This is a genomic window from Undibacterium sp. 5I1 (assembly GCF_034314085.1).
GTDB lineage: Bacteria > Pseudomonadota > Gammaproteobacteria > Burkholderiales > Burkholderiaceae_D > Undibacterium.
Genome location: NZ_JAVIWI010000001.1, coordinates 4162072 through 4183740, shown reverse-complemented (window position 1 = coordinate 4183740; position 21669 = coordinate 4162072). Strand labels below are relative to the sequence as shown.

Annotated in this window: 18 protein-coding genes and 1 tRNA gene; 10 read left to right on the top strand and 9 right to left on the bottom strand. The window is 47.7% G+C overall.

Annotation, left to right across the window (positions count from 1 at the left end; all coding sequences use genetic code 11):
- The first annotated feature begins 17 nt into the window (after positions 1-17).
- The 6 genes from RGU72_RS18350 to prmC all read left to right on the top strand — a co-directional run bounded on the left by RGU72_RS18350 (position 18) and on the right by prmC (position 7741).
- Positions 18-2477, top strand: coding sequence for a CHASE2 domain-containing protein (locus tag RGU72_RS18350; RefSeq protein ID WP_322121119.1), 2460 nt, complete (start codon positions 18-20; stop codon positions 2475-2477).
- 185 nt (positions 2478-2662) lie between these two features.
- Entirely contained in the window at positions 2663-3943 is a 1281-nt protein-coding gene (hemA, locus tag RGU72_RS18345; protein ID WP_322121118.1) for a glutamyl-tRNA reductase, read from the top strand.
- 146 nt (positions 3944-4089) lie between these two features.
- Entirely contained in the window at positions 4090-5175 is a 1086-nt protein-coding gene (gene prfA / locus RGU72_RS18340; RefSeq protein ID WP_322121117.1) for a peptide chain release factor 1, read from the top strand.
- A 195-nt stretch (positions 5176-5370) separates the two neighbouring features.
- A complete protein-coding gene (locus RGU72_RS18335) occupies positions 5371-6021 on the top strand; it encodes a C40 family peptidase (RefSeq protein WP_322121116.1) in 651 nt (216 codons plus the stop codon).
- Between the two features lie 217 nt (positions 6022-6238).
- On the top strand, positions 6239-6748 hold the full coding sequence (locus RGU72_RS18330) for a disulfide bond formation protein B (protein WP_322121115.1): 510 nt from the start codon (positions 6239-6241) through the stop codon (positions 6746-6748).
- Between the two features lie 162 nt (positions 6749-6910).
- Positions 6911-7741, top strand: coding sequence for a peptide chain release factor N(5)-glutamine methyltransferase (gene prmC / locus RGU72_RS18325; protein WP_322121114.1), 831 nt, complete (start codon positions 6911-6913; stop codon positions 7739-7741).
- Between the two features lie 42 nt (positions 7742-7783).
- Here the strand turns inward: prmC and RGU72_RS18320 are convergent, their stop codons facing one another.
- Together RGU72_RS18320 and RGU72_RS18315 are read right to left on the bottom strand one after the other, a co-directional pair.
- Complete coding sequence (locus RGU72_RS18320; protein WP_322121113.1) at positions 7784-9091, bottom strand: ATP-binding protein; 1308 nt, start codon at positions 9089-9091, stop codon at positions 7784-7786.
- A gap of 3 nt (positions 9092-9094) precedes the next feature.
- The gene (locus RGU72_RS18315; RefSeq protein WP_322121112.1) at positions 9095-9784 is read right to left on the bottom strand and encodes a response regulator transcription factor; all 690 of its coding nucleotides are present in this window, start codon (positions 9782-9784) and stop codon (positions 9095-9097) included.
- A gap of 736 nt (positions 9785-10520) precedes the next feature.
- Here RGU72_RS18315 and RGU72_RS18310 point away from each other — a divergent pair.
- From RGU72_RS18310 to RGU72_RS18300, 3 genes are all read left to right on the top strand, one after another.
- Positions 10521-12878, top strand: coding sequence for a Tex family protein (locus tag RGU72_RS18310; protein WP_322121111.1), 2358 nt, complete (start codon positions 10521-10523; stop codon positions 12876-12878).
- Between the two features lie 287 nt (positions 12879-13165).
- Positions 13166-13477 carry a Grx4 family monothiol glutaredoxin gene (gene grxD, locus RGU72_RS18305; protein ID WP_322121110.1) on the top strand — a complete coding sequence of 104 codons (312 nt, stop codon included), beginning with the start codon at positions 13166-13168 and terminating at the stop codon, positions 13475-13477.
- Positions 13478-13505: 28 nt separating this feature from the next.
- Positions 13506-14093, top strand: a complete 588-nt coding sequence (locus tag RGU72_RS18300; protein ID WP_322121109.1) for a UbiX family flavin prenyltransferase — start codon at positions 13506-13508, stop codon at positions 14091-14093.
- 101 nt (positions 14094-14194) lie between these two features.
- Here RGU72_RS18300 and RGU72_RS18295 read toward each other — a convergent pair whose 3' ends face one another.
- Complete coding sequence (locus RGU72_RS18295; protein ID WP_322121108.1) at positions 14195-14362, bottom strand: hypothetical protein; 168 nt, start codon at positions 14360-14362, stop codon at positions 14195-14197.
- Between the two features lie 75 nt (positions 14363-14437).
- Here RGU72_RS18295 and RGU72_RS18290 point away from each other — a divergent pair, with 75 nt between their 5' ends.
- Entirely contained in the window at positions 14438-16735 is a 2298-nt protein-coding gene (locus tag RGU72_RS18290) for an HYR domain-containing protein (RefSeq protein ID WP_322121107.1), read from the top strand.
- A gap of 271 nt (positions 16736-17006) precedes the next feature.
- Here RGU72_RS18290 and RGU72_RS18285 read toward each other — a convergent pair.
- The 6 genes from RGU72_RS18285 to petA form a co-directional block, all read right to left on the bottom strand.
- Positions 17007-17082, bottom strand: a tRNA-Thr gene (locus tag RGU72_RS18285).
- A 54-nt stretch (positions 17083-17136) separates the two neighbouring features.
- Positions 17137-17664, bottom strand: coding sequence for a ClpXP protease specificity-enhancing factor (locus RGU72_RS18280; RefSeq protein WP_322121106.1), 528 nt, complete (start codon positions 17662-17664; stop codon positions 17137-17139).
- Between the two features lie 135 nt (positions 17665-17799).
- Positions 17800-18411 carry a glutathione S-transferase N-terminal domain-containing protein gene (locus RGU72_RS18275; protein WP_262838127.1) on the bottom strand — a complete coding sequence of 204 codons (612 nt, stop codon included), beginning with the start codon at positions 18409-18411 and terminating at the stop codon, positions 17800-17802.
- Between the two features lie 176 nt (positions 18412-18587).
- Positions 18588-19352, bottom strand: coding sequence for a cytochrome c1 (locus RGU72_RS18270; RefSeq protein ID WP_322121105.1), 765 nt, complete (start codon positions 19350-19352; stop codon positions 18588-18590).
- Between the two features lie 61 nt (positions 19353-19413).
- Positions 19414-20826: a cytochrome bc complex cytochrome b subunit gene (locus tag RGU72_RS18265; protein WP_322121679.1), complete on the bottom strand. Its 1413-nt coding sequence runs from the start codon at positions 20824-20826 to the stop codon at positions 19414-19416.
- Positions 20826-21440 (bottom strand): ubiquinol-cytochrome c reductase iron-sulfur subunit, encoded by a 615-nt coding sequence (petA, locus tag RGU72_RS18260; RefSeq protein WP_322121104.1) that lies wholly within the window; start codon positions 21438-21440, stop codon positions 20826-20828. The genes RGU72_RS18265 and petA overlap by 1 nt, the downstream gene beginning before the upstream one ends.
- Positions 21441-21669 lie beyond the last annotated feature (229 nt).

The window sequence follows — 21669 nt, the reverse complement described above, 5'->3', positions numbered from 1 at the left end:
GACTCTATAAATATTCAATGAATAAAAACATCAAAGTTGAAAGGATCGCTCTACGAGAATGGCTGGCCATCAGCTTTCTGATGTTATTGCTGACGGTGGGATTAGCATCGACCAATGTACTCAATCGCATCGATTTAAGCTTGTATGATCGGTTCATGCAAGCCAATTCCATCCCTGCCCGTGATGACATTATCATCGTAGCGATTGATGATTACAGCCTTGCTGAACTGGGTAAATGGCCTTTTACTAGAGAGCACCATGCGGAGTTATTGCGGCAACTTTCTGCTGCCAAACCACTGACCATCGGTATCGACGTTTCGTTCACCGAAGCAGAGCCGGTACAAGCGAACCAGACAAGTGGTGACCAACAATTAGCCGAAGCATTAAACCAGAATAATGTTGTTGTGCTGCCTTTATCATCCGAAAGCGCAGGCAAAGGATTAACCATCTTAAAGCCGATACCTATATTTGCCAGCGCCGCACGACAGCTAGGCCATATCCATCTGGAATTAGATCAAGATGGTGTCGCACGCAGCGTTTTTTTACGAGAAGGGATGAATGGTGAAATGTGGCCGCAATTTGCACTAGCGATGAAGGATATCGGCACTAAAATTGCGCCTGGCACAGAGATAAATTTGCCTGGTGCCAGAGCACCTGCCGGCGATCATGCCAAAGACAACCCGGCATTAAATAACTCAACTAAAAACAGCTCAACTAAATCTGGTACGGCACAAAACATCCAAGGCATATGGCAACGTGATTACCAAATGCATATCCCGTTTTATGGCAACAATGGCCACTTCACTTCGGTACCTTATGTTGCGGTCTTGCGCGGCGAGGTTCCCGCTAGTTTTTTCAAAAACAAATATGTCTTAGTCGGCCCTACCGCGATCGGCATGGCAGATGCCTACCCAACACCTGTCTCTGGAGAAGACGGCAATATGGCAGGGATAGAGATCCATGCCAACGTCCTGGCTAGTCTGCTGGATAATCGCTCCATCCATTTTGCTGCCAGCTGGCAAACTAGCTTGTATTGTTTTGCTTCTGTCTTGATCGCATTGCTAGGCTATTTACTTTTATCACCGCGGATCGCTTTAATAGTCACCGTGATTTTGTTTACATGCTTATTGTTGATCAGTTATTTAGCATTGCGCGAAGGCGTATGGTTACCGCCCACTGCGGCATTGTTTATTCTGATTATCGCTTACCCGCTCTGGAGCTGGCGCCGGCTAGAAGCCGCCATTAGGTATCTAGGTGAAGAATTTATCTTGCTGGACAATGAACCTCATTTGCTTCCTGAGCTACAGATCGATCTGGATGACGAAGAAAAAAGTCGTCCCTTGCAAGATCGCTTAGAACAACGCATCGATGCAATGCAACTGGCGGCGCGCCGAGTGCGTGATCTGCGCCAGTTTGTAAGCGACAGCTTAAGTAGCCTGCCTGATGCTACGCTAGTCACCACCACAGACGGTAATGTGTTGATGTCCAACCAAGTTGCCAAAGATTATTTTAGTAGTATAGGCATACCGCAAGTGAACGATGCCTTGGTACCCTATTTATTCGCCACAATGAGTAACCCGCAAGCGATGGATCAGACTTCCAGCAACGCATTTAGCTGGTGGCATTTGCTGGATTTACATCAAAGCAAAACGATGGCAAGCGGTATAGAAGTGGTAGATCCCCGCAGTCGCGACCTGTTGATCAAGAGCGCACCTTGCTATTCCAGCAGCAAAGAACTGGTGGGCTGGATTGTCAGTCTGATTGATATCACTAATATCCGAGCAGCAGAACGCAGCCGGGACGAGACCTTACATTTTATCTCGCACGATATGCGCGCCCCGCAAGCATCTATTCTGGCGCTGCTGGAGCTGCAACAAGACTCCGCTACCGCTTTACCACAAGCAGAATTTTTAAGTCGTATCGAAAAAGCGTCTCGTATCACGCTCGGGCTGGCAGATAACTTTGTGCAGTTAGCACGCGCTGAATCGCAAGATTATCGAATGGAAGACACAGACTTTCAGGATATCTTACTGGATGCGACCGAAGAAATGTGGACCCTCACTAGGGCCAAAAATATCCGTATCTCGAGTCAAATACCAGCAGGTGACTATCCGGTGCGGGTTGACCGGGCGCTAATGACGCGCGCTCTGACCAATTTGCTCTCTAACGCGATCAAATATAGTCCGCCCAACACGATTATCAGTTGCAGCTTGGAATACGAACGCAGTCTGGCAGAAGCCTCCGTCATTTGCTCTATCAGCGACCAAGGTTATGGCATCGCCAGAGCCGATCAGCCCAAATTATTCCAACGCTTTCAACGTTTTAGAAATGGCGAGCAACCCAAAAATGATGGCGTTGGTCTAGGGATGGTATTCGTCAAAGCAGTGATTGATCGTCATCATGGTCGGGTCAGTTTCGTCAGCGCCCCCAACGAAGGCACGACCTTTAATATCAAATTACCAGCATTTAGTATTTGATCTGGTTTGATTTGTATTGATCTGGATCAAACCACGTAACTGTGCAGAAACTTGATCTGCGCTAAGCGTTATAATGGCAGCCGTGTTTGCCGGTGTTTGCAAGTGTTTGCAACCACTTCAGCAAGCGATCTAAGCATTTGATCTACATTTAAGCTGCCTAAGCCATACGCCCTAACTGCCAAATTATGCAACTACTAGCTGTTGGCCTCAACCACACGACTGCGCCAGTTTCGCTCCGCGAAAAACTGGCGTTTTCTCCTGACCAGATCGGTCCGGCGGTGGTAGCTGCACGCTCATGGTTTGGTCGTGATGGATTCAATCAGCAAACGGAAGTAGAAGCAGCGATTTTGTCCACCTGTAATCGCACCGAAATGTATGCGGCAAGCCATGTGGATAATCCGGTCGATGCAACTGCGCATTTTTTGGCAGATTTCCACAAATTGCCTTATGCGGAGTTGCGCCATCATCTGTACACGCTGCCGCAAGACAATGCTGTCCGCCATGCTTTCCGCGTAGCGTCTGGTCTGGATTCGATGGTGTTGGGCGAACCACAAATTTTAGGTCAGATGAAAGATGCCGTGCGCCAGGCAGATGCAGCGGGTGGGCTTGGCACTTATCTGCATCAGTTATTCCAGCGTACTTTTGCCGTCGCAAAAGAAGTTCGCAGCACCACTGAAATCGGTGCGCACAGTGTCTCGATGGCAGCCGCTGCTGTACGCTTATCACAACGGATTTTCGATAAAATTTCTGAGCAACATGTGCTGTTTATCGGCGCTGGTGAAATGATCGAATTATGCGCCACCCACTTTGCTGCACAAAATCCTAAGAGCATCACCATAGCCAACCGCACGCTGGAACGTGGCGAAGTACTGGCGCACCGCTTTAATGGCAAAGCAATCCGTCTGGCAGAACTACCAAATAGTTTGTCCAAGTTTGACATCATCATCTCTTGCACGGCGTCGTCATTGCCGATTATCGGTCTGGGCATGGTTGAACGCGCAGTCAAAGCGCGTCGTCATCGCCCTATGTTTATGGTGGATCTGGCGGTACCACGCGATATTGAGTCAGAAGTCGGCGCGCTGGATGACGTGTTTCTATACACCGTAGATGATCTAGGCAATGTAGTACAAACCGGTAAAGAAAACCGTCAGGCAGCGGTGACCCAGGCGGAAGCAATTATTGAAACTCGTGTGCAGTCCTTTATGCATTGGGTGGATGGACGGCTGGTAGTACCGATCATTCAGGATTTGCATGAAAACAGCGAAGCGATGCGTTTGCTCGAACTCGAACGAGCTCGTAAGATGCTTGCCCGCGGGGATGATATTGAAGCAGTGCTAGAAGCACTGTCCAAAGGTATCACAGCGAAATTTCTGCATGGCCCGCAACAGGCACTTCATCAGGCCAGCGGCGATGAGCGCGCCCGTCTTGCTACGCTATTGCCACAACTATTCCGCACCAAGCGTTAGCGACGCACAAAACTCATCTGATGACACTGGCAACTCGCTACTCATCATCAAAATCGAATCAAAATTGATGCGCGCTAAGAACGACTGCGTATCTGCAATAATCCCATAGTGACAATCTCACTGTACTCACAATAACAGGTAAGACGATGAAACCATCCATGCTCTCTAAACTCGACCAATTGGCAGAACGCCTGGTTGAAGTGGGTCAACTATTAAATCAGGAAGGTGTCACCAATGACATGGAGAACTACCGTAAGCTCACCCGTGAGCATGCCGAGTTAGAACCCTTGGTGGAGCTGTATAAGAATTACCAGCAAGCACAAAATGATATCGATTCAGCGCAAGAAATGATGGCAGATCCTGAGATGAAAGATTTCGCTCAGGAAGAAATCAATACAGCCAAACAGCGCATGGAAGAGTTGCAAGTCGATTTGCAAAAAATGCTGCTACCCAAAGATCCAAATGACGAACGCAATATTTTGTTGGAAGTTCGCGCCGGTACCGGTGGCGATGAGGCGGCGTTATTTGCGGGTGACCTGCTGCGCATGTACACGCGTTTTGCTGAACGCAATCGCTGGCAAATCGAAATGATGTCCGAATCCCCGTCCGAGCTGGGCGGCTACAAAGAAGTCATCATCCGCATTGCCGGTTTTGGTGCTTACTCAAAGCTCAAGTTCGAATCCGGCGGCCATCGCGTACAACGTGTGCCAACCACCGAGACTCAAGGTCGTATCCATACTTCTGCATGTACCGTCGCGGTGATGCCAGAGGCAGATGAACTGGCCGATGTGGTGATCAATAATGCCGATTTACGTATCGACACGTTCCGCGCCTCCGGTGCGGGTGGTCAGCATATTAATAAAACCGATTCTGCCGTACGTCTGACCCACTTACCGACCGGTATTGTGGTCGAATGCCAGGACGGTCGGAGTCAGCATCAAAATAAAGCTCAGGCGATGCGCGTTCTGGCAACCCGCATCATGGATGGTCAGATGCGCGCGAAACAAGCAAAAGAGGCGGCAACCCGCAAGAGCTTGATCGGCTCGGGCGATCGTAGCGAACGTATCCGTACTTACAACTATCCACAAGGCCGCATGACCGATCACCGCATCAACCTGACTCTGTACAAACTAGATTTTATTTTGGACGGCGATCTGGTGGAGCTGACCAATGCACTGGTGGCAGAACATCAGGCCGAATTGCTGGCAGCTTTGGGTGATGATGGGATTTAAAATGGGCTAAAGCAGGTATTGCAGATTCAACGTGAATTCACACGGGACAAATACTAAAATACATATACTCCCCCATAAATTAAGTGAAATATAGCTTTATGTCCAAATATTATATGGACTATTAAAATATACACGGTAGGAGTATTTTAAAATTATTCTGCTCAATCTCTACGCACTTAGCCAAAGCTATCACCCATGATCAGAATTGAACCAGACCAATGGCTGCCGCACACTTACGCAAAAGCGCTAAGTCTGGTCGATGTGCTGCGTCACCCGGCAGCCGATTACGAAGCCATGACCGCGATTGAAAAAGACAGCTTGCGGCAATCACAAATCGAAGCGGATGAGGTGGTGCGTATCTTAGGTTTCCATGACGCACATACGCTGGTCATGAAATCAGATCAGGTGCTGGGCTGGCTACCAGTAAGCAGCCTCGCTGTTGATGCGACGTTGACCGCATTTGTACTACCGCAATCAGCGCAACTTTCGGTAGAAGTGTTCTTCCAGCAATGGCAAAACACGCCCTACATCTGGGGCGGCATCACACGTCATGGAGTAGATTGTTCAGGTCTGACGCAACGTTATTTTTTAGATGTACTGAATCAACGCATTCCCAAAAACACCTACGACCAGCGCCGTGCAGGTATCAGCAAGACCTTGGCGGATATCACAAATAATGATCTGATCTTTTGCACACGCATCGGTGGTCGCGGCATTCATCACGTCGGTATTTATATTAACTCAGACATTTGGCATGCGCATGGTGAACGCGGTGTGATCAGGCAAACTCTGGATGAATTTATGACTCAGTATCAACTACTTGATGTCGTCAAGATTGATGTTTGATTTATGTTTTATGTTGCAAAGAGCTATCTATCAAGCATCAGTTAAAGCGTAGCTTACAATTTATTAAGCCCGTCGCCGAACCAAATCGAGCTTTACGTATCCTAATTTGCAGGTGGTGTAATTCCACGAACCAGTACACAATGCGCGTATTGTTTTTATTGATGGCACGTTGTTACTATATTTGCATAGATTGCAACGTAAGCAAACCCAGCTCACTATGAATCCTACAAAACCACTACTAATTTCTATCGCCTCTGTTTGTATTGCCTTACTAGGGATCGCCTTATACCTGCAACTGGTTGAAAAAATGCTGCCCTGCCCTTTGTGTGTAATGCAGCGCTATGCATTTGTTATGGTCGCCTTGTTTTGCCTGCTAGCGCTGGCATTGCCCGATGTTGGGCGTCGGCTCGCCAGTGCAATGGCGCTGACCGCATCGGCTTTCGGACTAGGCGTTGCTGCTTACCATGTGTGGATATTAGCCAATCCGCAATTAACTTGCGGTATCGATCCGCTGGAAACATCGCTGAATAAGATTTTTCCGGCCAAGCTGCTGCCGACGATGTTCCGAGCGGATGGCATATGCGAAACACCTTATGAACCGATTTTGGGTTTATCCATACCAGCGTGGTCAGCCGTATGGTTTGGCACTTTTTCAATTGCGCTCTTGGTTATCCTTATTCAAAACCGTAAAGCGCAAAGGCGCCATTTATTTAGAAGTCTGCGGTGATTAGTTCATATTGAAAACAGGCTTGCCAGTTTTAGAATTACGATCTACATCATTAGCGCAATATCACAAAAAATCTCGACTATATTACCCACCAAGCAGCAAGCGAACAGATACCGACATGTCGATTTCTATAGCAACTTTTTTACTGAATCGGACATAAAAATGGAATGGATTAAAGAAGGCATCACGCTTGCCGACTGCCAAAAAGCAGGCCCTCTGGATTTGATCGACACTCGCATTTTATTGATGCATGCACTAGGCTTAAGCCGGATACAACTGGTCACCCAGTCGGAGATGCAGCTCACCGCTGCGCAAGCGCAGCTAGTCGGCGATCTGCTGCAACGTCGTTATGATGGTGAGCCAATTGCCTATCTGATCGGTGAGCGAGAATTTTTTGGTTTGCCTTTCCACATCACTGCAGATGTTTTAATCCCCCGACCAGATACAGAATTATTAGTCGAGCTGGCAATTCAGCATACGCCGCAAAATAGTCGCGTTCTGGATATGGGTACAGGCTCGGGCGCAATCGCGATTGCAATTGCACATCAACGGCGTGATACGCATGTCAGCGCAACGGATATCAGCGCAGCTGCGGTAGCAGTAGCACAAAAAAATGCTGGCAGAAATGTCCCTGACGCGAACATGCATATTTGTGAAAGTGACTGGTATAGCGCACTCGCAGGTCAGCATTTTCATACGATCGTAGCCAATCCGCCTTATATCCAAAAAGATGATCTTCATCTGAGTCAGGGCGATTTGCGCTTTGAGCCGACGGTCGCTTTGACCGACCATGCAGATGGTTTAACTAACTATCGGCATATCATCAAGAATGCAGCAGAACATCTGCATCCTCAAGGCTGGCTGCTGATGGAGCATGGCTACAACCAAGCGCAAGCGGTACGTGATTTATTGACACAGCATGGTTTTATTGAGGTGCAAAGCTGGCTTGATTTATCGGGAATCGATCGCGTCAGTGGCGGTCGCCTGAAGTAAGCAAGCGGTAATTCAGTCGTAACTCCCGCCGCAAAAGTATCCTCAGATATTGCCAGGATGCTCAGGATTACGTAGCGATAATCTAATCTCTACGCACAATCCGCCGTCCTTGCGATTGGAGGCTGAAATACTACCACCATGGGCGAGGATGACGCGCTGAGCGATGGCTAGGCCCAAGCCATAACCATCATCACCCCGGGTATTGGGGCTGTTGTTGGTACTGTTATTGACGTTACTATCGAGCTCTGTACTAAGGCTAGTATTTAAACTAGAGGTCGAGTTACTACCGCGATAAAAAGGCTCAAAAATCGCCTGCAACTCATCCTCTGGTACGCCTTGTCCTTGATCCAATATACGGATCAATAACTCCTGGTCCGCTGATAACAACTGCACCTCAAAAGTAATGATGCCAAGCTTGGCAGTATGTTTGATTGCATTACGGACGACATTTTCAAGGGCGCGATACAGCAATTCATAGCGCCCTTGCAGCATAATGTTGCCACCCAAGGTGACACTCGAAAAAACCAATTGCTTGTGTTTGGACTCTGCCTCAAATCCTGCGTTATCCACCACTTCCGCCAGCAATTCATCAATCTGAATCGCGTCCATGCTAGCCATGACACCAGCCTCAATCCGCGACAAGGTGAGTAACTCCCCCACCAGCTTATCCATCCTTACCGCTTCGCGCTCTACCCGCTCCATGGTGGCCTCGACGCGCTCCGGCTGTTGGCGCGCTAATCCGATCGCCGCTTGCAAACGAGCCAGAGGTGAACGCAACTCGTGCGATACATCGTGCAACAGCCGGCGCTGACTTTCCATTAATTTGGAAAGCTGTTCTGCCATATTGTCAAATTCACGCCCCAGATCAGCCAACTCATCGCGCCGTCGTCCCATGCTACTGCCAACCCGTGTTTGTAAATTACCCGCAGCCAAAGAGAGAAAAGCAGAACGCAAATTACGAATAGGTTTGGAGGTGTACCAGGCCAGCAAAGCGGCAAATAACAGACTAACGATTAAGGCGGCCACCATGGGAACAAACGCAGAAAACCCATCAGGTGGATAAGCTGAATGCAGCCGGTGGCGACGTAAATGCGGCGGCAAATTGTCGTCCTGCTCTGGCCACATTCTCAGCTGATCCGGGTTCGGCGGAACGTACGATTCTGTCGTGGAACTAGCACTACTAGCACTAGCGCCAGTTTCAAGATGCAATTGCATGTGTTCACGAATTCCCGCAGCGAGCATCGCTTGTTCGCTTTGATGTCGCAGCGATAGAGTAACGCCAATCCCGACAATACCCGTGACTTGTGCCAGCCAGATAAAAAAGAAAAACTTCCAGAACAGACGCCCCACCGCCTACTCCTTAGTCAGCAAGTAACCTTGACGATAGACGGTCTGAATGATCGTACGTCCATCAATTAGAGGGCCAAATTTTTGGCGGATGCTGCTGATATGGACATCGATATTACGATCAAATCGCGCGAGCGGACGACCCAATCCCTGTTCTGATAAATCCGTTTTGCTGACGGTATGACCAGCATTTTTTGCCAGTACCTCCAATAAGCTGAACTCTGTACTGGTCAAATCCAGATGCTTGCCATCCCAATCTGCGCGACGCTGCGCCTGCCAGATCGTTAATGAACCAATGACCAGCGGATGCGCCTGCGCTTCGGTACCGGCAACGACTTGTGTACGTCGCAAAATCGCACGAATCCTTGCCAGCAATTCACGCGGGGTGCATGGCTTGGGGACATAATCATCTGCGCCCAATTCCAGACCGATAATGCGATCGACGTCATCGCCTTTAGCGGTCAACATCAAGACGGGCAAACGACTTTCTGCACGAATCCGTCGCAAAGCCTCAATCCCGTTCATACGCGGCATCATTACATCCAGCACCATAATGGCGTAATCCCCCATTAAAGCTTCTGCAACGGCTCGTTCGCCATCATGCACGGTCGTAATGAGATAGCCTTCACGCTCTAGGTATTCTTTGAGCATATCAACTAATTCAACATCATCATCTGCGAGTAAAACTTGGGTCATGTAAAACCTTGTTGTAAAGCGTGGCGTTGAAGGTGGCTAACAGAGTGGCTTATAGAGTGACTTTTAGGGCGGCGGCAAGAATATGATAGGACACATCGCCACCTGTGTGGAGCAGCTTGTACCGAGGCAAACTAAATTCGCTAAACGAAATCATCGAATTATCCTAAAAACGGCAGCTGAGGAGCCGAAAAAGGGGCAATCAGGTTCGTAGTGCTCTCACCAAAACCGTGACGCTGAAAACACTGAAATGATTCAATTGAATCAAATACTAATTAGTACTGACAAGTACTGACAAGCGGTCAACTGCCTTTTGTAGGATTATCATACCTAAAATACCGACTCGGCTAGGATTAGGCAACGATGATTTACCCAGTTTTACAGCAAATACTTGCCTCACGGACAAACTATCATCGATATCCAATATCGGTTTCCGGCAATCCGGCGTAGAAAAAAACTAGATTTTGTCCCGCTCGCACCTTGAAGTCGCTTGCTTATAGCCATCATTCAAAAAATAAAACCTACACATACTGAGGGTAGGTATATCAATATAAAAATGAATTGTCCATATCTTAATTGGACAATACGTGATTATTTTTAGATACTCCCTATATTATTCATATTATCGGCTTGACTACTGCGACTACAGCGTGATGTCAAGACTGGTGCAATCACACAGAGCGCGTATCATCTGCGACTTGATTTTAATTCTCAGAGTTTATCTCTCATACCATTATTTATGCTGCCTTCCATCGAACAACGTCTCGCCCTAGAACTTGCCGCCAAACCAGTACAAGTGGCTGCTGCTATTGCCCTGCTGGATGAAGGCGCGACCGTGCCTTTTATTGCGCGTTATCGCAAAGAGGCGACCGGCGGTTTGGACGATATCCAATTGCGCTTGTTAGAAGAGCGTCTGCGCTATCTGCGCGAGCTCGAAGACCGTCGCTCTGCGATCATTTCTTCGATTGAAGAACAAGGCAAGATGACCCCGGTGCTGCTCGATGCAATCACGCATGCCGAAGACAAAACCCGACTCGAAGATTTATATTTGCCGTACAAACTCAAGCGCCGCACCAAGGCACAGATTGCAATTGAAGCGGGCTTGCAAGATTTGGCCGATGCCTTGCTGGCTGACCCGGGCAAGAATCCAGAAGAAGAAGCTGCCGCCTATTTAAAAGCGCCCTTCAGCACCAGCAATGGCGACAATCCGGGCGTGGCCGATACCAAGGCAGCGCTTGATGGTGCACGCCAGATTCTGATGGAACGCTTTGCCGAAGATGCGTCCTTATTGCAAGCGATCCGCGAATACCTGCTGGACCACGGCATTGTCGAATCCAAAGTCGTCGCAGGTAAGGAAGAAGCTGGCGCCAAGTTTGCCGACTATTTCGATTACTCCGAAACCTTGGGCACCATTCCATCACACCGCGCCCTAGCGATGTTCCGCGGACGCCGCGAAGAAATGCTGGCGGTCACTTTGCGCCTGGATACAGAAGAAGAAAAGCCAAAATGGGATGCGCCGCTCAATCCTTGTGAAAGCCGTATCGCCGCTAAGTTTGGCGTCAGCAATATCGGTCGCCCTGCCGACAAATGGTTAGCCGACACGGTGCGCTGGAGCTGGCGCGTCAAAGTATTTATGCATCTGGAAACCGAATTGATGGGCAATCTGCGTGAGAAGGCTGAAGTCGAAGCGATTCACGTATTTGCCTTGAATTTAAAAGCCCTGTTGCTGGCCGCCCCGGCTGGGCCACGCGCCACTATGGGACTCGATCCCGGTCTGCGTACTGGCGTCAAAGTGGCGATCGTTGATGCCACTGGCAAGGTCATGGAATACGCCACCATTTATCCGCATCAGCCGCGTAACGATTGGGATGGATCACTGCATGTATTGGCGCAGTTGGCGGCGAAACATAATGTCTCTTTAATCTCGATTGGTAACGGCACTGCGTCGCGTGAAACCGACAAACTCGCGCAAGATTTAATCAAGCTAAAGCCTGAACTCAAACTGACGAAAATCGTGGTATCAGAAGCCGGAGCATCGGTGTATTCCGCGTCAGAATTTGCGTCGAAAGAACTACCGGATTTAGATGTATCCATTCGTGGCGCGGTATCCATTGCGCGTCGCTTGCAAGACCCGCTTGCAGAGCTGGTGAAGATCGATCCGAAGTCGATAGGCGTCGGTCAGTATCAGCATGATGTCGGCCAATCGCAACTCGCCCGTTCGCTCGATGCGGTGGTGGAAGATTGCGTCAATGCGGTCGGTGTCGATGTCAATACAGCCTCTGCACCGTTGTTGGCACGTGTGTCGGGTTTGTCGTCGTCAGTGGCGCAAAGTATCGTGAATTATCGTGATGCCAAAGGCATGTTCACCTCGCGTGCCGATCTGCGGTCAGTGCCGCGCCTAGGTGATAAAACATTTGAACAAGCGGCTGGATTCTTGCGCGTGATGGGCGGAAATAATCCACTCGATGCGTCAGCAGTTCATCCTGAATCCTATCCATTGGTGGAAAAAATCCTGGCGGATATCAAGAGAGATGTCGCAGGTGTAATCGGTGATGAACGCTTGCTGAAATCACTCAATCCGGCAAAATATGCAGACGAACAATTCGGTATCCCGACCATTACCGATATTTTGAAAGAACTGGAAAAACCAGGCCGCGATCCTCGCCCTGAATTCACCACAGCGACCTTCAAAGACGGCGTCGAAGAAATCCGCGATCTGCGTCCCGACATGATATTGGAAGGTGTAGTCACCAACGTCGCAGCATTCGGTGCGTTTGTCGATATTGGCGTGCATCAAGATGGATTAGTGCACATTTCTGCACTCTCCAACACCTTTGTCAAAGACCCTCATACCGTCGTCAAAGCGGGACAAGTCGTCAAAGTAAAAGTGCTGGAAGTCGATGAAAAGCGCAAGCGTATTGCGCTGACCATGCGACTGACTGACTCTGCGCCACAACCAGGCAGCACGCCAGAGCAAAAAGCAGATCGTAATGACGCAAAACGTCTGGATCAGCATCGCCAGCGATCGCCGGCCCCAGCCGCACCAAGCACGGGCAGCAGCGCGATGGCGGCCGCTTTTGCCAAGCTGCGTTCATAGTTAGACTGAAATAGAAACTGAGGCAAAGCCCAATATACTCCCCTTATTTTTTATAAAAATAGGCTGATCGTCCAGACTTTATTAGGACGATCTAAATATACAAGAGGGGAGTATATTTATTTGCATAGTATGCCTTTGTCGATTACCTGATCAAAAAAATCGTATCAAGATCAAGTGTTCCTCACATATCCAGCATAAAAAAAACCACGCGGGCTAACAGGCAGAGCATTTTTGCGGAAGTCCTATTTCCTTTATAATGACGCCATATTGTTAACCAAGGAATAGCCATGAGCGACGTTCAAGCCTGGATCAAAGAAACCGTAACCCAAAACCCTATCGTACTGTTCATGAAAGGTACTGCGCAATTTCCACAGTGCGGCTTTTCTGGACGTGCCATCCAATTGCTAAAAACCTCCGGCGCAACAAATTTGGTCACGATCAATGTACTAGAAGACCCAGCGGTACGCCAAGGGATAAAAGATTTTTCTAACTGGCCAACCGTACCGCAGTTGTACGTCAACGGCGAATTCATCGGCGGCTCCGACATCATGAATGAGATGTTTGAAAACGGCGAACTACAAGCCTTGATCAAAGCCTGATTTACTTTAGCATCGTCATCATCCCAATATGCCAACACCCCAACGCCTGATTATCGCCATCACTGGCGCCACAGGCGCGGTGTATGGCGTGCGTTTGCTACAAGCTATCCGCGACTTGCCGCAGATAGAGAGCCACCTACTGATTTCTGAAGCCGGCACATTGACGCTGCATCAAGAATTAGAAATGCGCCGCAAAGACGTTGAAGCACTGGCAGATGTTGTGCATAACGTGCGTGACGTGGGTGCTAGCATCGCTAGCGGTTCGTTTCAATCGGACGGCATGGTCATCGCACCATGCTCGATGAAAACTCTGGCCTCCGTCGCCCACGGCATGGCAGATAATCTGATCACCCGCGCTGCCGATGTCGTCCTCAAAGAACGCCGCCGGTTGGTATTGATGGTGCGCGAAACGCCATTCAATCTGGCGCACTTACGCAATATGACTGCCGTTACAGAAATGGGCGGCATCATCTTCCCCCCGCTTCCCAGCTTTTATCACAAACCTGCCAGCATTGACGAGATGGTGCAACACACCACTGCCAGAGTATTAGACCTGTTTAGCATAGCGACCGAACTGGCACCCCGCTGGAGCGGCATGAAGTCAGGAACAGAATAATTATCTGCTCAACCTGATACTCGTTTGAAATCCTTATTAAAATGAAATTAGTGTTGGTATAATGAAAACGAAATTTCAAGTTAATGCTCTATAACTTGACTTCAACCCAGATTTTCCATTGGAACAGCGACAAGTGTGCCTTTGGCGGACTGACTGGGTAGACGCGACGACGACGCAAGCTGCATCTTGCTAGGAGGAGCAACAACGCCAGGCAGTTCGGCAAAGGTGCAATTGTCGCTGTAGCGGTCTAATGGAAAATCTGGGTTCAAAGTACCGCACTCGGAATCGACCAATTGGGATGTTCAACTTCCATGTATCAAACACTTTTAGCAAAGAGCAAATAAATGAACATCCATTTTTTAAAATTTGCAGTCACAAGCGTCGCGCTAGTAGTAGGGTTGGCAGCTTGCGGTGGTGGCAGCAGCAGTAGCAGCACTTCCGGGGGCGCTACCAGTAACCAGGATACGATTGCGCCTGTCGTCGTAGCGCCATCGGCAACGACCATCAAACTTGCCTTGGGGGAGACTGCAATTTCTTCTGCTGATGTGCGTCTCGCAGCGTTTTTATCCGGCGCCAAAGCGACTGACAATATCAGCGTGGTCGGTGCAATTACTAATAATGCGCCGAGCAGCTTTCCAATTGGTGACACCATCGTTACCTTCACCGCTAAAGATGCTGCCGGCAACGCTGGCACGGCGACATCCACAGTAACCATAGCGACAGCTGTGCAATCGCTGTTGGCTGGTAGCATAGGCGGTCTTGGAAATCTGGATGGCATTGGTCAAGCGGCGCGCTTCAATGATCCAAGCGGCGTTGCGCAAGATGCTAGCGGCAATGTGTATGTCATTGATAACTATACGATACGCAAAATCACGCCGTCTGGCGTGGTGAGCACATTGGCGGGTACCAAAGGTAGCGCCGGAAGTGTCGACGGCACTGGCGCTAGCGCGAAATTCAATTTCAGTACGCTATCGGGAATTACGGTTGATAGCAACGGCAACTTATATGTCACAGAAAATCAACTGATCAGAAAGATCTCATCCACTGGGGTTGTGACTACCTTAGTGTTACGTGCAGCTGCTGGTGATACTGCGTTGACGTCTATCGGGGAATTACGAGGCATCGCGGTAGATAAAAGCGGCTCACTGTATGTCGCCAATTACGGCTTCAATACTATTCTCAAAATAGCATCCGACGGCACGATATCTACCTTTGCGGGCAAGGCTAAAGCCGCAGGCGGTATTGACGGCACGGGTTCTGCTGCGCGATTTTATGATGTTGGAGCATTAACGATAGATCAAAACGGAACACTTTATGTTGCCGCATCAGGGTACGCTACTACAATCCGTAAGATAACATATGATGCGATAGTGACAACAATGAACTTAAGCTATACGAATATTACAAATACCGATGTTATCTACGTGGGTATAACCGCTGATAGCACGGGTAATTTATACACGATAGCTAGAGATTCCTCTAACCTGAATACGATTCTTAAAATCACACCAACCGGCATTGCCAGTTCTGTGTCTGTGCCGAGCAATGACTCTAGATCTTACGGCATCTCAGTAGATGCAACGGGCAATATCATTTTTGCGAACCAGCAATCAGGGACGATTAGCAAAATTAGTCCTGCGGGTGCGGCCACCGTGTTGGCCGGGGCGGCAGAAGTCAGAGGCTACGCTGATGGGGTTGGTAGTGCCGCACAATTTAACTTCAGCTTCTCGCCAAGCTACACCGCCGACACTGGCGGCGGCGCGGCGGTCGACGCTAGTGGCAATATTTATGTAGCCGATACACAAAATTACACCATTCGTAAAATCACCCCGGGTGGAGTAGTGAGCACATTTGCAGGCTCTGCTGGCCTTAAAGGAACCGTCAATGGTACCGGTACCTCAGCCAGATTCTCTGGCCCAAGGTCCATCGCCATAGACAATCGTGGCAATTTATACGTCACTGATTATAGCTTCACTCCTGGCGGCGCACCATACGGCGCTTTTGATCAGTATTCGAACTGCACGGTGAGGAAAATCACAGCAGCAGGTGAAGTGAGTATTTTTGCGGGAACACTTAGCCAGTACATTGGTAGCAGCAGATGCGACCCCCCATTCAACGCACCTGAGGGTATTGCTGTGGATAGTAGCGGTAACCTATTTGTCGCGGATAGATACAATCAAACAATATTCAAAATTACTTCAAATGGCGTCACCAGTACGTTTGTTGATCGCGTAGCATCTTCAAACTTTTATCAAACGCCTTTCGAGCTAGCAATCGATGTCAGCAATAATTTGTACCTAACCACAACTGCTGCACCTGGTATGACTGGTTTTGGTGGCACCGGTAGTGGGATCTTTAAGATATCGCCGACAGGAACTATTTCTAGTCTATCGAGCATTACTACCGCTGCTGGAATTGCCGTCGATTCTTCAGGGAACGTATTTCTAGCCGATCCCACTAAGAATAGCGTTAATAAAATAATACCATCTGGAGTAAGTAGCACTATAGTAGGCACAACTGGCGATGTCGGCATCCGCCTTGGGCAGTTGCCAGCTAACATCTGGCGACCAAAAGGTATTGCAATTACTAACACTGGATTGGTTGTTACAACTCCCGCAGCAGTACTTACTATACAGCCATAAAGTCGTCATTTTCTATCCTTAGTTCTTAATGGAAAATGATGTTTTAAATGAAAAAGCAGCATCTTTTTTTTATTAAAGATGCTGCTTTTCTGTATGATTTTCTTACTGTGATTTATTACCTGTTTTGGCAAAGCTGCCGCGAGGTCTTATATCAACAAAACTTAGGTAACTTCAGAAAGCGGGAAACTTTAACGAACATAAGCAATTATGAAATTTGGTTCTGCTAGAAACACAAAAGCCCTACGTGAAATTCACGTAGGGCTTTGCTTTTTGGTGCCGACTGCCGGAATCGAACTGGCCACCTGATGATTACAAGTCAACTGCTCTACCAAATGAGCTAAGTCGGCGAAACTATTTCAAAAATTAATTTTGCAATCAATCTCGAAGAACGAAATTATAGGCTATTTTATTATTTTAAGCGAGGGTTTTTCTGATTTTTTTTGTGGCTCTTGCGGACTTTCTGATTTAGGCGCTGAAGCAGACGCATTATTTTCTGCTTTTGTATTCACCGCAGCCAAGCCAAGCACTGGTTTGCTACTGGATGTCGCATGCAGCGCACTAGCTGGTGCTTTACTTAAGACAGGACCTGATTCTGATTGCTGTTGCAAAGCCTCGGATAAATCCACTTCAAACGCCATACCCTGACCGTTTTCACTGGCATAGACGGCTTGTACGTTTTCAACAGGAACATAGATGTCGCGTGAAATTCCGCCGAAGCGCGCTTTAAAAGTAACAGCCTCGTTGTCCATCTTAAGCCCACTAGTCGCGCCAAAACTGATGTTAAGAACAATCTCTCCATTACGCACAAACTCCATAGGAACCCGCGATGCGGCATTCACTTTGACTGCCATGTATGGAGTATAGCCATTATCAGTACACCATTCATAAATGGCACGCATGAAATAAGGTTTAGTAGACGTTTCTGACATGCTTGAAAATTTCCTGAACGATAAGTGACTGAAGAATAGACTGTGATTCTATAAACGACAAGGCTGACTTGATTGGATCTCGTCAGCCTTGTTTTGCAGCGCATTAATACTGACTGTGAATACTTATTTAAACGATTAACGACGCATCACTTTTTCGGATGGTGTCAACGCTTCAATATAGGCTGGGCGAGAGAAAATACGTTCAGCATATTTCATCAGAGGCGCAGCCGTTTTTGACAACTCAATACCATAATGATCCAGACGCCACAGTAAAGGTGCAACAGCAACATCCAGCATAGAGAATTCATCACCGAGCATGTATTTATTCTTAATAAACAATGGTGCCAGTTGCGTCAGGCGATCACGAATTTCTGCACGTGCTTTATCTTGTACTTTGGCAGAGGAAGTCGATTTATCGTTTTCCAATGTATGCACATGAATGAACAATTCTTTTTCAAAATTGAACAACATCAAACGAGCACGGGCACGTTGCAATGGATCAGCCGGCATCAGTTGCGGATGTGGGAAACGCTCATCAATATATTCATTGATGATATTTGATTCATACAAAATCAATTCGCGCTCAACCAGAATTGGCACTTGCCCGTAAGGATTCATCGTGGAAATATCTTCCGGTTTGTTGAATAAATCAACATCACGAATTTCAAAATCCATACCTTTTTCAAACAACACCAAACGGCAACGCTGAGAGAATGGGCAAGTTGTGCCCGAGTAGAGAACCATCATTTTTATAGTTCCTTAAAAACGATTAGGGCGAGGCACCAATTTGCGCACCTCACCCTGGGATGACACATCTGCTAAAAAAGTTCAAGCGACACTAAAAACCTAGATTAAGACTGAGCTAAAACCTGAGCTACAACACCAACTAAAACTTCTTTTTACAGACGACTAAATTACCAAAATTACTTAACTTCTTTCCAGAATGATGCATTTAAGCGCCATGCCAAGAAACTCAATCCTGCGAGGAACATCAAAACCCATACGCCGAGTTTGGTACGTGTTTTTTGTGCAGGCTCACCCATCCATTGAAGATATCCAACCAAGTCTGCCACTGCTATGTCGTACTCAGGTCCGGTCAGAGTACCTGCAGTAACTGTTTCAAAACCTTCAAATTTATGCACAGATTTGGATGCGTCATGCTCATCTTTTTCTTCCACAAATTTAGCTGTACGAACACCTTGCAGCTCCCACAGTACATGTGGCATACCAACATTTGGGAACACCATATTATTCCAGCCGGTTGGACGAGTCTCATCTTTGTAATAAGTACGCAGATAAGTGTAAATCCAATCAGCACCAGAACCTGCGCCAGATGCTTTGGCACGAGCTATTACTGACAAATCCGGCGGAACTGCACCGAACCAGGCTTTGGCATCTTTTGCAGTCAAAGTCGTTTTCATCAAATCACCCACTTTTTCGCCAGTGAACAGCAAATTTGCTTTGATTTGATCATCTGTCAGACCGATGTCTTTCAGGCGGTTATAACGCATTGCTGACGCTGAATGGCAGTTCAAGCAATAGTTGACGAATAATTTAGCACCATGTTGTAAGGCGGCCATATCGGTTGAACGATCTGGTGCCTGATCTAATGGATAGCCGCCTTCATTCGCCAGAGCCAAGGCTGGAACAAAAGCCAAAGTTGCGATTAATTTTTTAAATAATTTCATGCTTTTAATTCCTTTGACGCTTACTTGGGTGCATAACATCACATTTAGTCGCGCTGAGTGCCTAGTGCGCAGCAAAAGTAACGCGTTTAGGCGGAGTCTTAAATGTACCCATCGTGCTCCACCAAGGCATCAGCAAGAAGAACGAAAAGTAAAGAACTGCACATACTTGTGAAATACGCTCAAACGTTGGCGACGGCGGCTGAACACCCAAATAACCTAAGGCGACAAAAGCAATACCAAATACGATATAGACATATTTGTGCCACTCTGGACGATAACGAATCGACTTAACTGGAGACAGATCCAACCAAGGCAAACCACCCAGTATCATTACGGAACCGCCAAACAGTACAACGCCCCAGAATTTTGCGTCCAGACCAAAAGGCATCATACCGATGATAGCTAACAAGCCTACCGCAGCAATCGCAATCTTAATCAATTGCGGCAATCTGGTTGTCAGGAAAATCAAAGCGACATAGGCAACGACACCAGCTTGTACCACATATAAAAACTCAGAAGTAGTAGCACGCAAAATGGAATAAAACGGCGTGAAATACCAGGTCGGCGCGATATGTGAAGGTGTTTTCAGTGAATCGGCAGGAATAAAATTATTGTATTCAAGGAAGTAACCGCCCATTTCCGGCGCAAAGAATATAACCGCGCTGAAAATTGTTAAGAATACGGTGACACCAAAAATATCATGGAAAGTGTAATAAGGATGGGAAGGAATACCATCAACTGGATGTCCATCTGCACCGATATTGTCTTTAATTTCAATGCCATCAGGATTATTCGATCCGACTTCGTGCAAAGCGATTAAATGCGCTGCAACCAATCCCAACAAGACCAGAGGAATCGCAATCACGTGGAACGAGAAGAAGCGATTCAGCGTCGCATCAGACACCACATAATCACCACGTATCCATAGAGACAGATCAGGACCAATAAAAGGAATTGCACCGAATAAGTTAACAATAACTTGTGCGCCCCAGTACGACATTTGTCCCCAAGGCAGCAAGTAACCAAAGAAGGCTTCTGCCATCAAACACAGGAAAATTGCGAAACCGAACAACCAGATCAATTCGCGTGGCTTACGGTATGAACCGTACATCAGCGCACGTGTCATATGAAGATAAATAATAATGAAGAATGCAGACGCACCAGTTGAATGTGCATATCGCACAAACCAGCCAGCAGGTACCTCGCGCATAATGTACTCAACGGAGGCAAACGCTAGGTTAGCATCAGGCTTGTAATGCATGACTAAGAAAATACCAGTGACAATCTGTATCACCAGCACCAACATTGCCAGAGAACCGAAGATGTACCAAAAGTTAAAGTTCTTCGGTGCGTAGTATTGACCCCATTGATCATTCCATAGCTTAGTCAACGGAAAACGGGAATCTACCCAATTCAGCGCCTTAGCAGCAATAGGTGCATCTGCTGGCAGCTTCTTTTCAACAAAAGCCATGATTAAGCCTCGCCTTTCTGATCTTTACCGATGACAATTTTAGTGTCCGACAAATACATATGGCGTGGCACGTCCAGATTTTGCGGAGCTGGTTTGTTTTTGAAAACACGACCAGCTAGGTCGAAAGTCGAACCGTGGCATGGGCACAAGAAACCACCTGCCCAGTCATCCGGTAAAGATGGCTGTGCACCAGCCTGAAATTTAGAACTTGGGGAACAACCAAGGTGAGAACAAATACCGACTGCAATCAACACATCTGCATGCTCTTTACGGGAGCGGCTCTGTTTATCGCAATAGTCAGGTAATTCCATCGTGTAAGGCTTCAACGATTTTGGATCGGCAACCTTGTCTTCAGTGCTAGTAAGACTCGCCATCATTTCCGGCGTGCGCTTGAGTATCCAAACTGGCTTACCGCGCCATTCTACTGTTCTCATCTCACCCGGATTTAAAGTCGAAATATCTACTTCTACCGGCGCACCTGCCGCCTTAGCACGTTCAGACGGCTGAAAAGTGCTGACTAGCGCACCTGCCGTTGCTAAACCTGCAACACCACCCGCCGCGCACGTGGCGACGAGTAAGCCGCGGCGGCCAGAATCGACCTGCTTTTCAATACTCATACCAACCCCAATCTGTCAAAAATCAAAACTTGTCGAAGCATAAACCTACTTCTAGCAACCTTAAATTATAAAGGAGCCGAGAGTGGTTTTAAAGCAAAAGTTGTTTATAGGTTCAAACTGCGGCGCTTTTTTTCAGTTTTGTCGGTTATTTTGATGCTTTCCGTTGATTATTTCCTATCAAGCAGAAAATGCTCAAAGTAATCGACACAAAGTTTGACAAATAAACCAT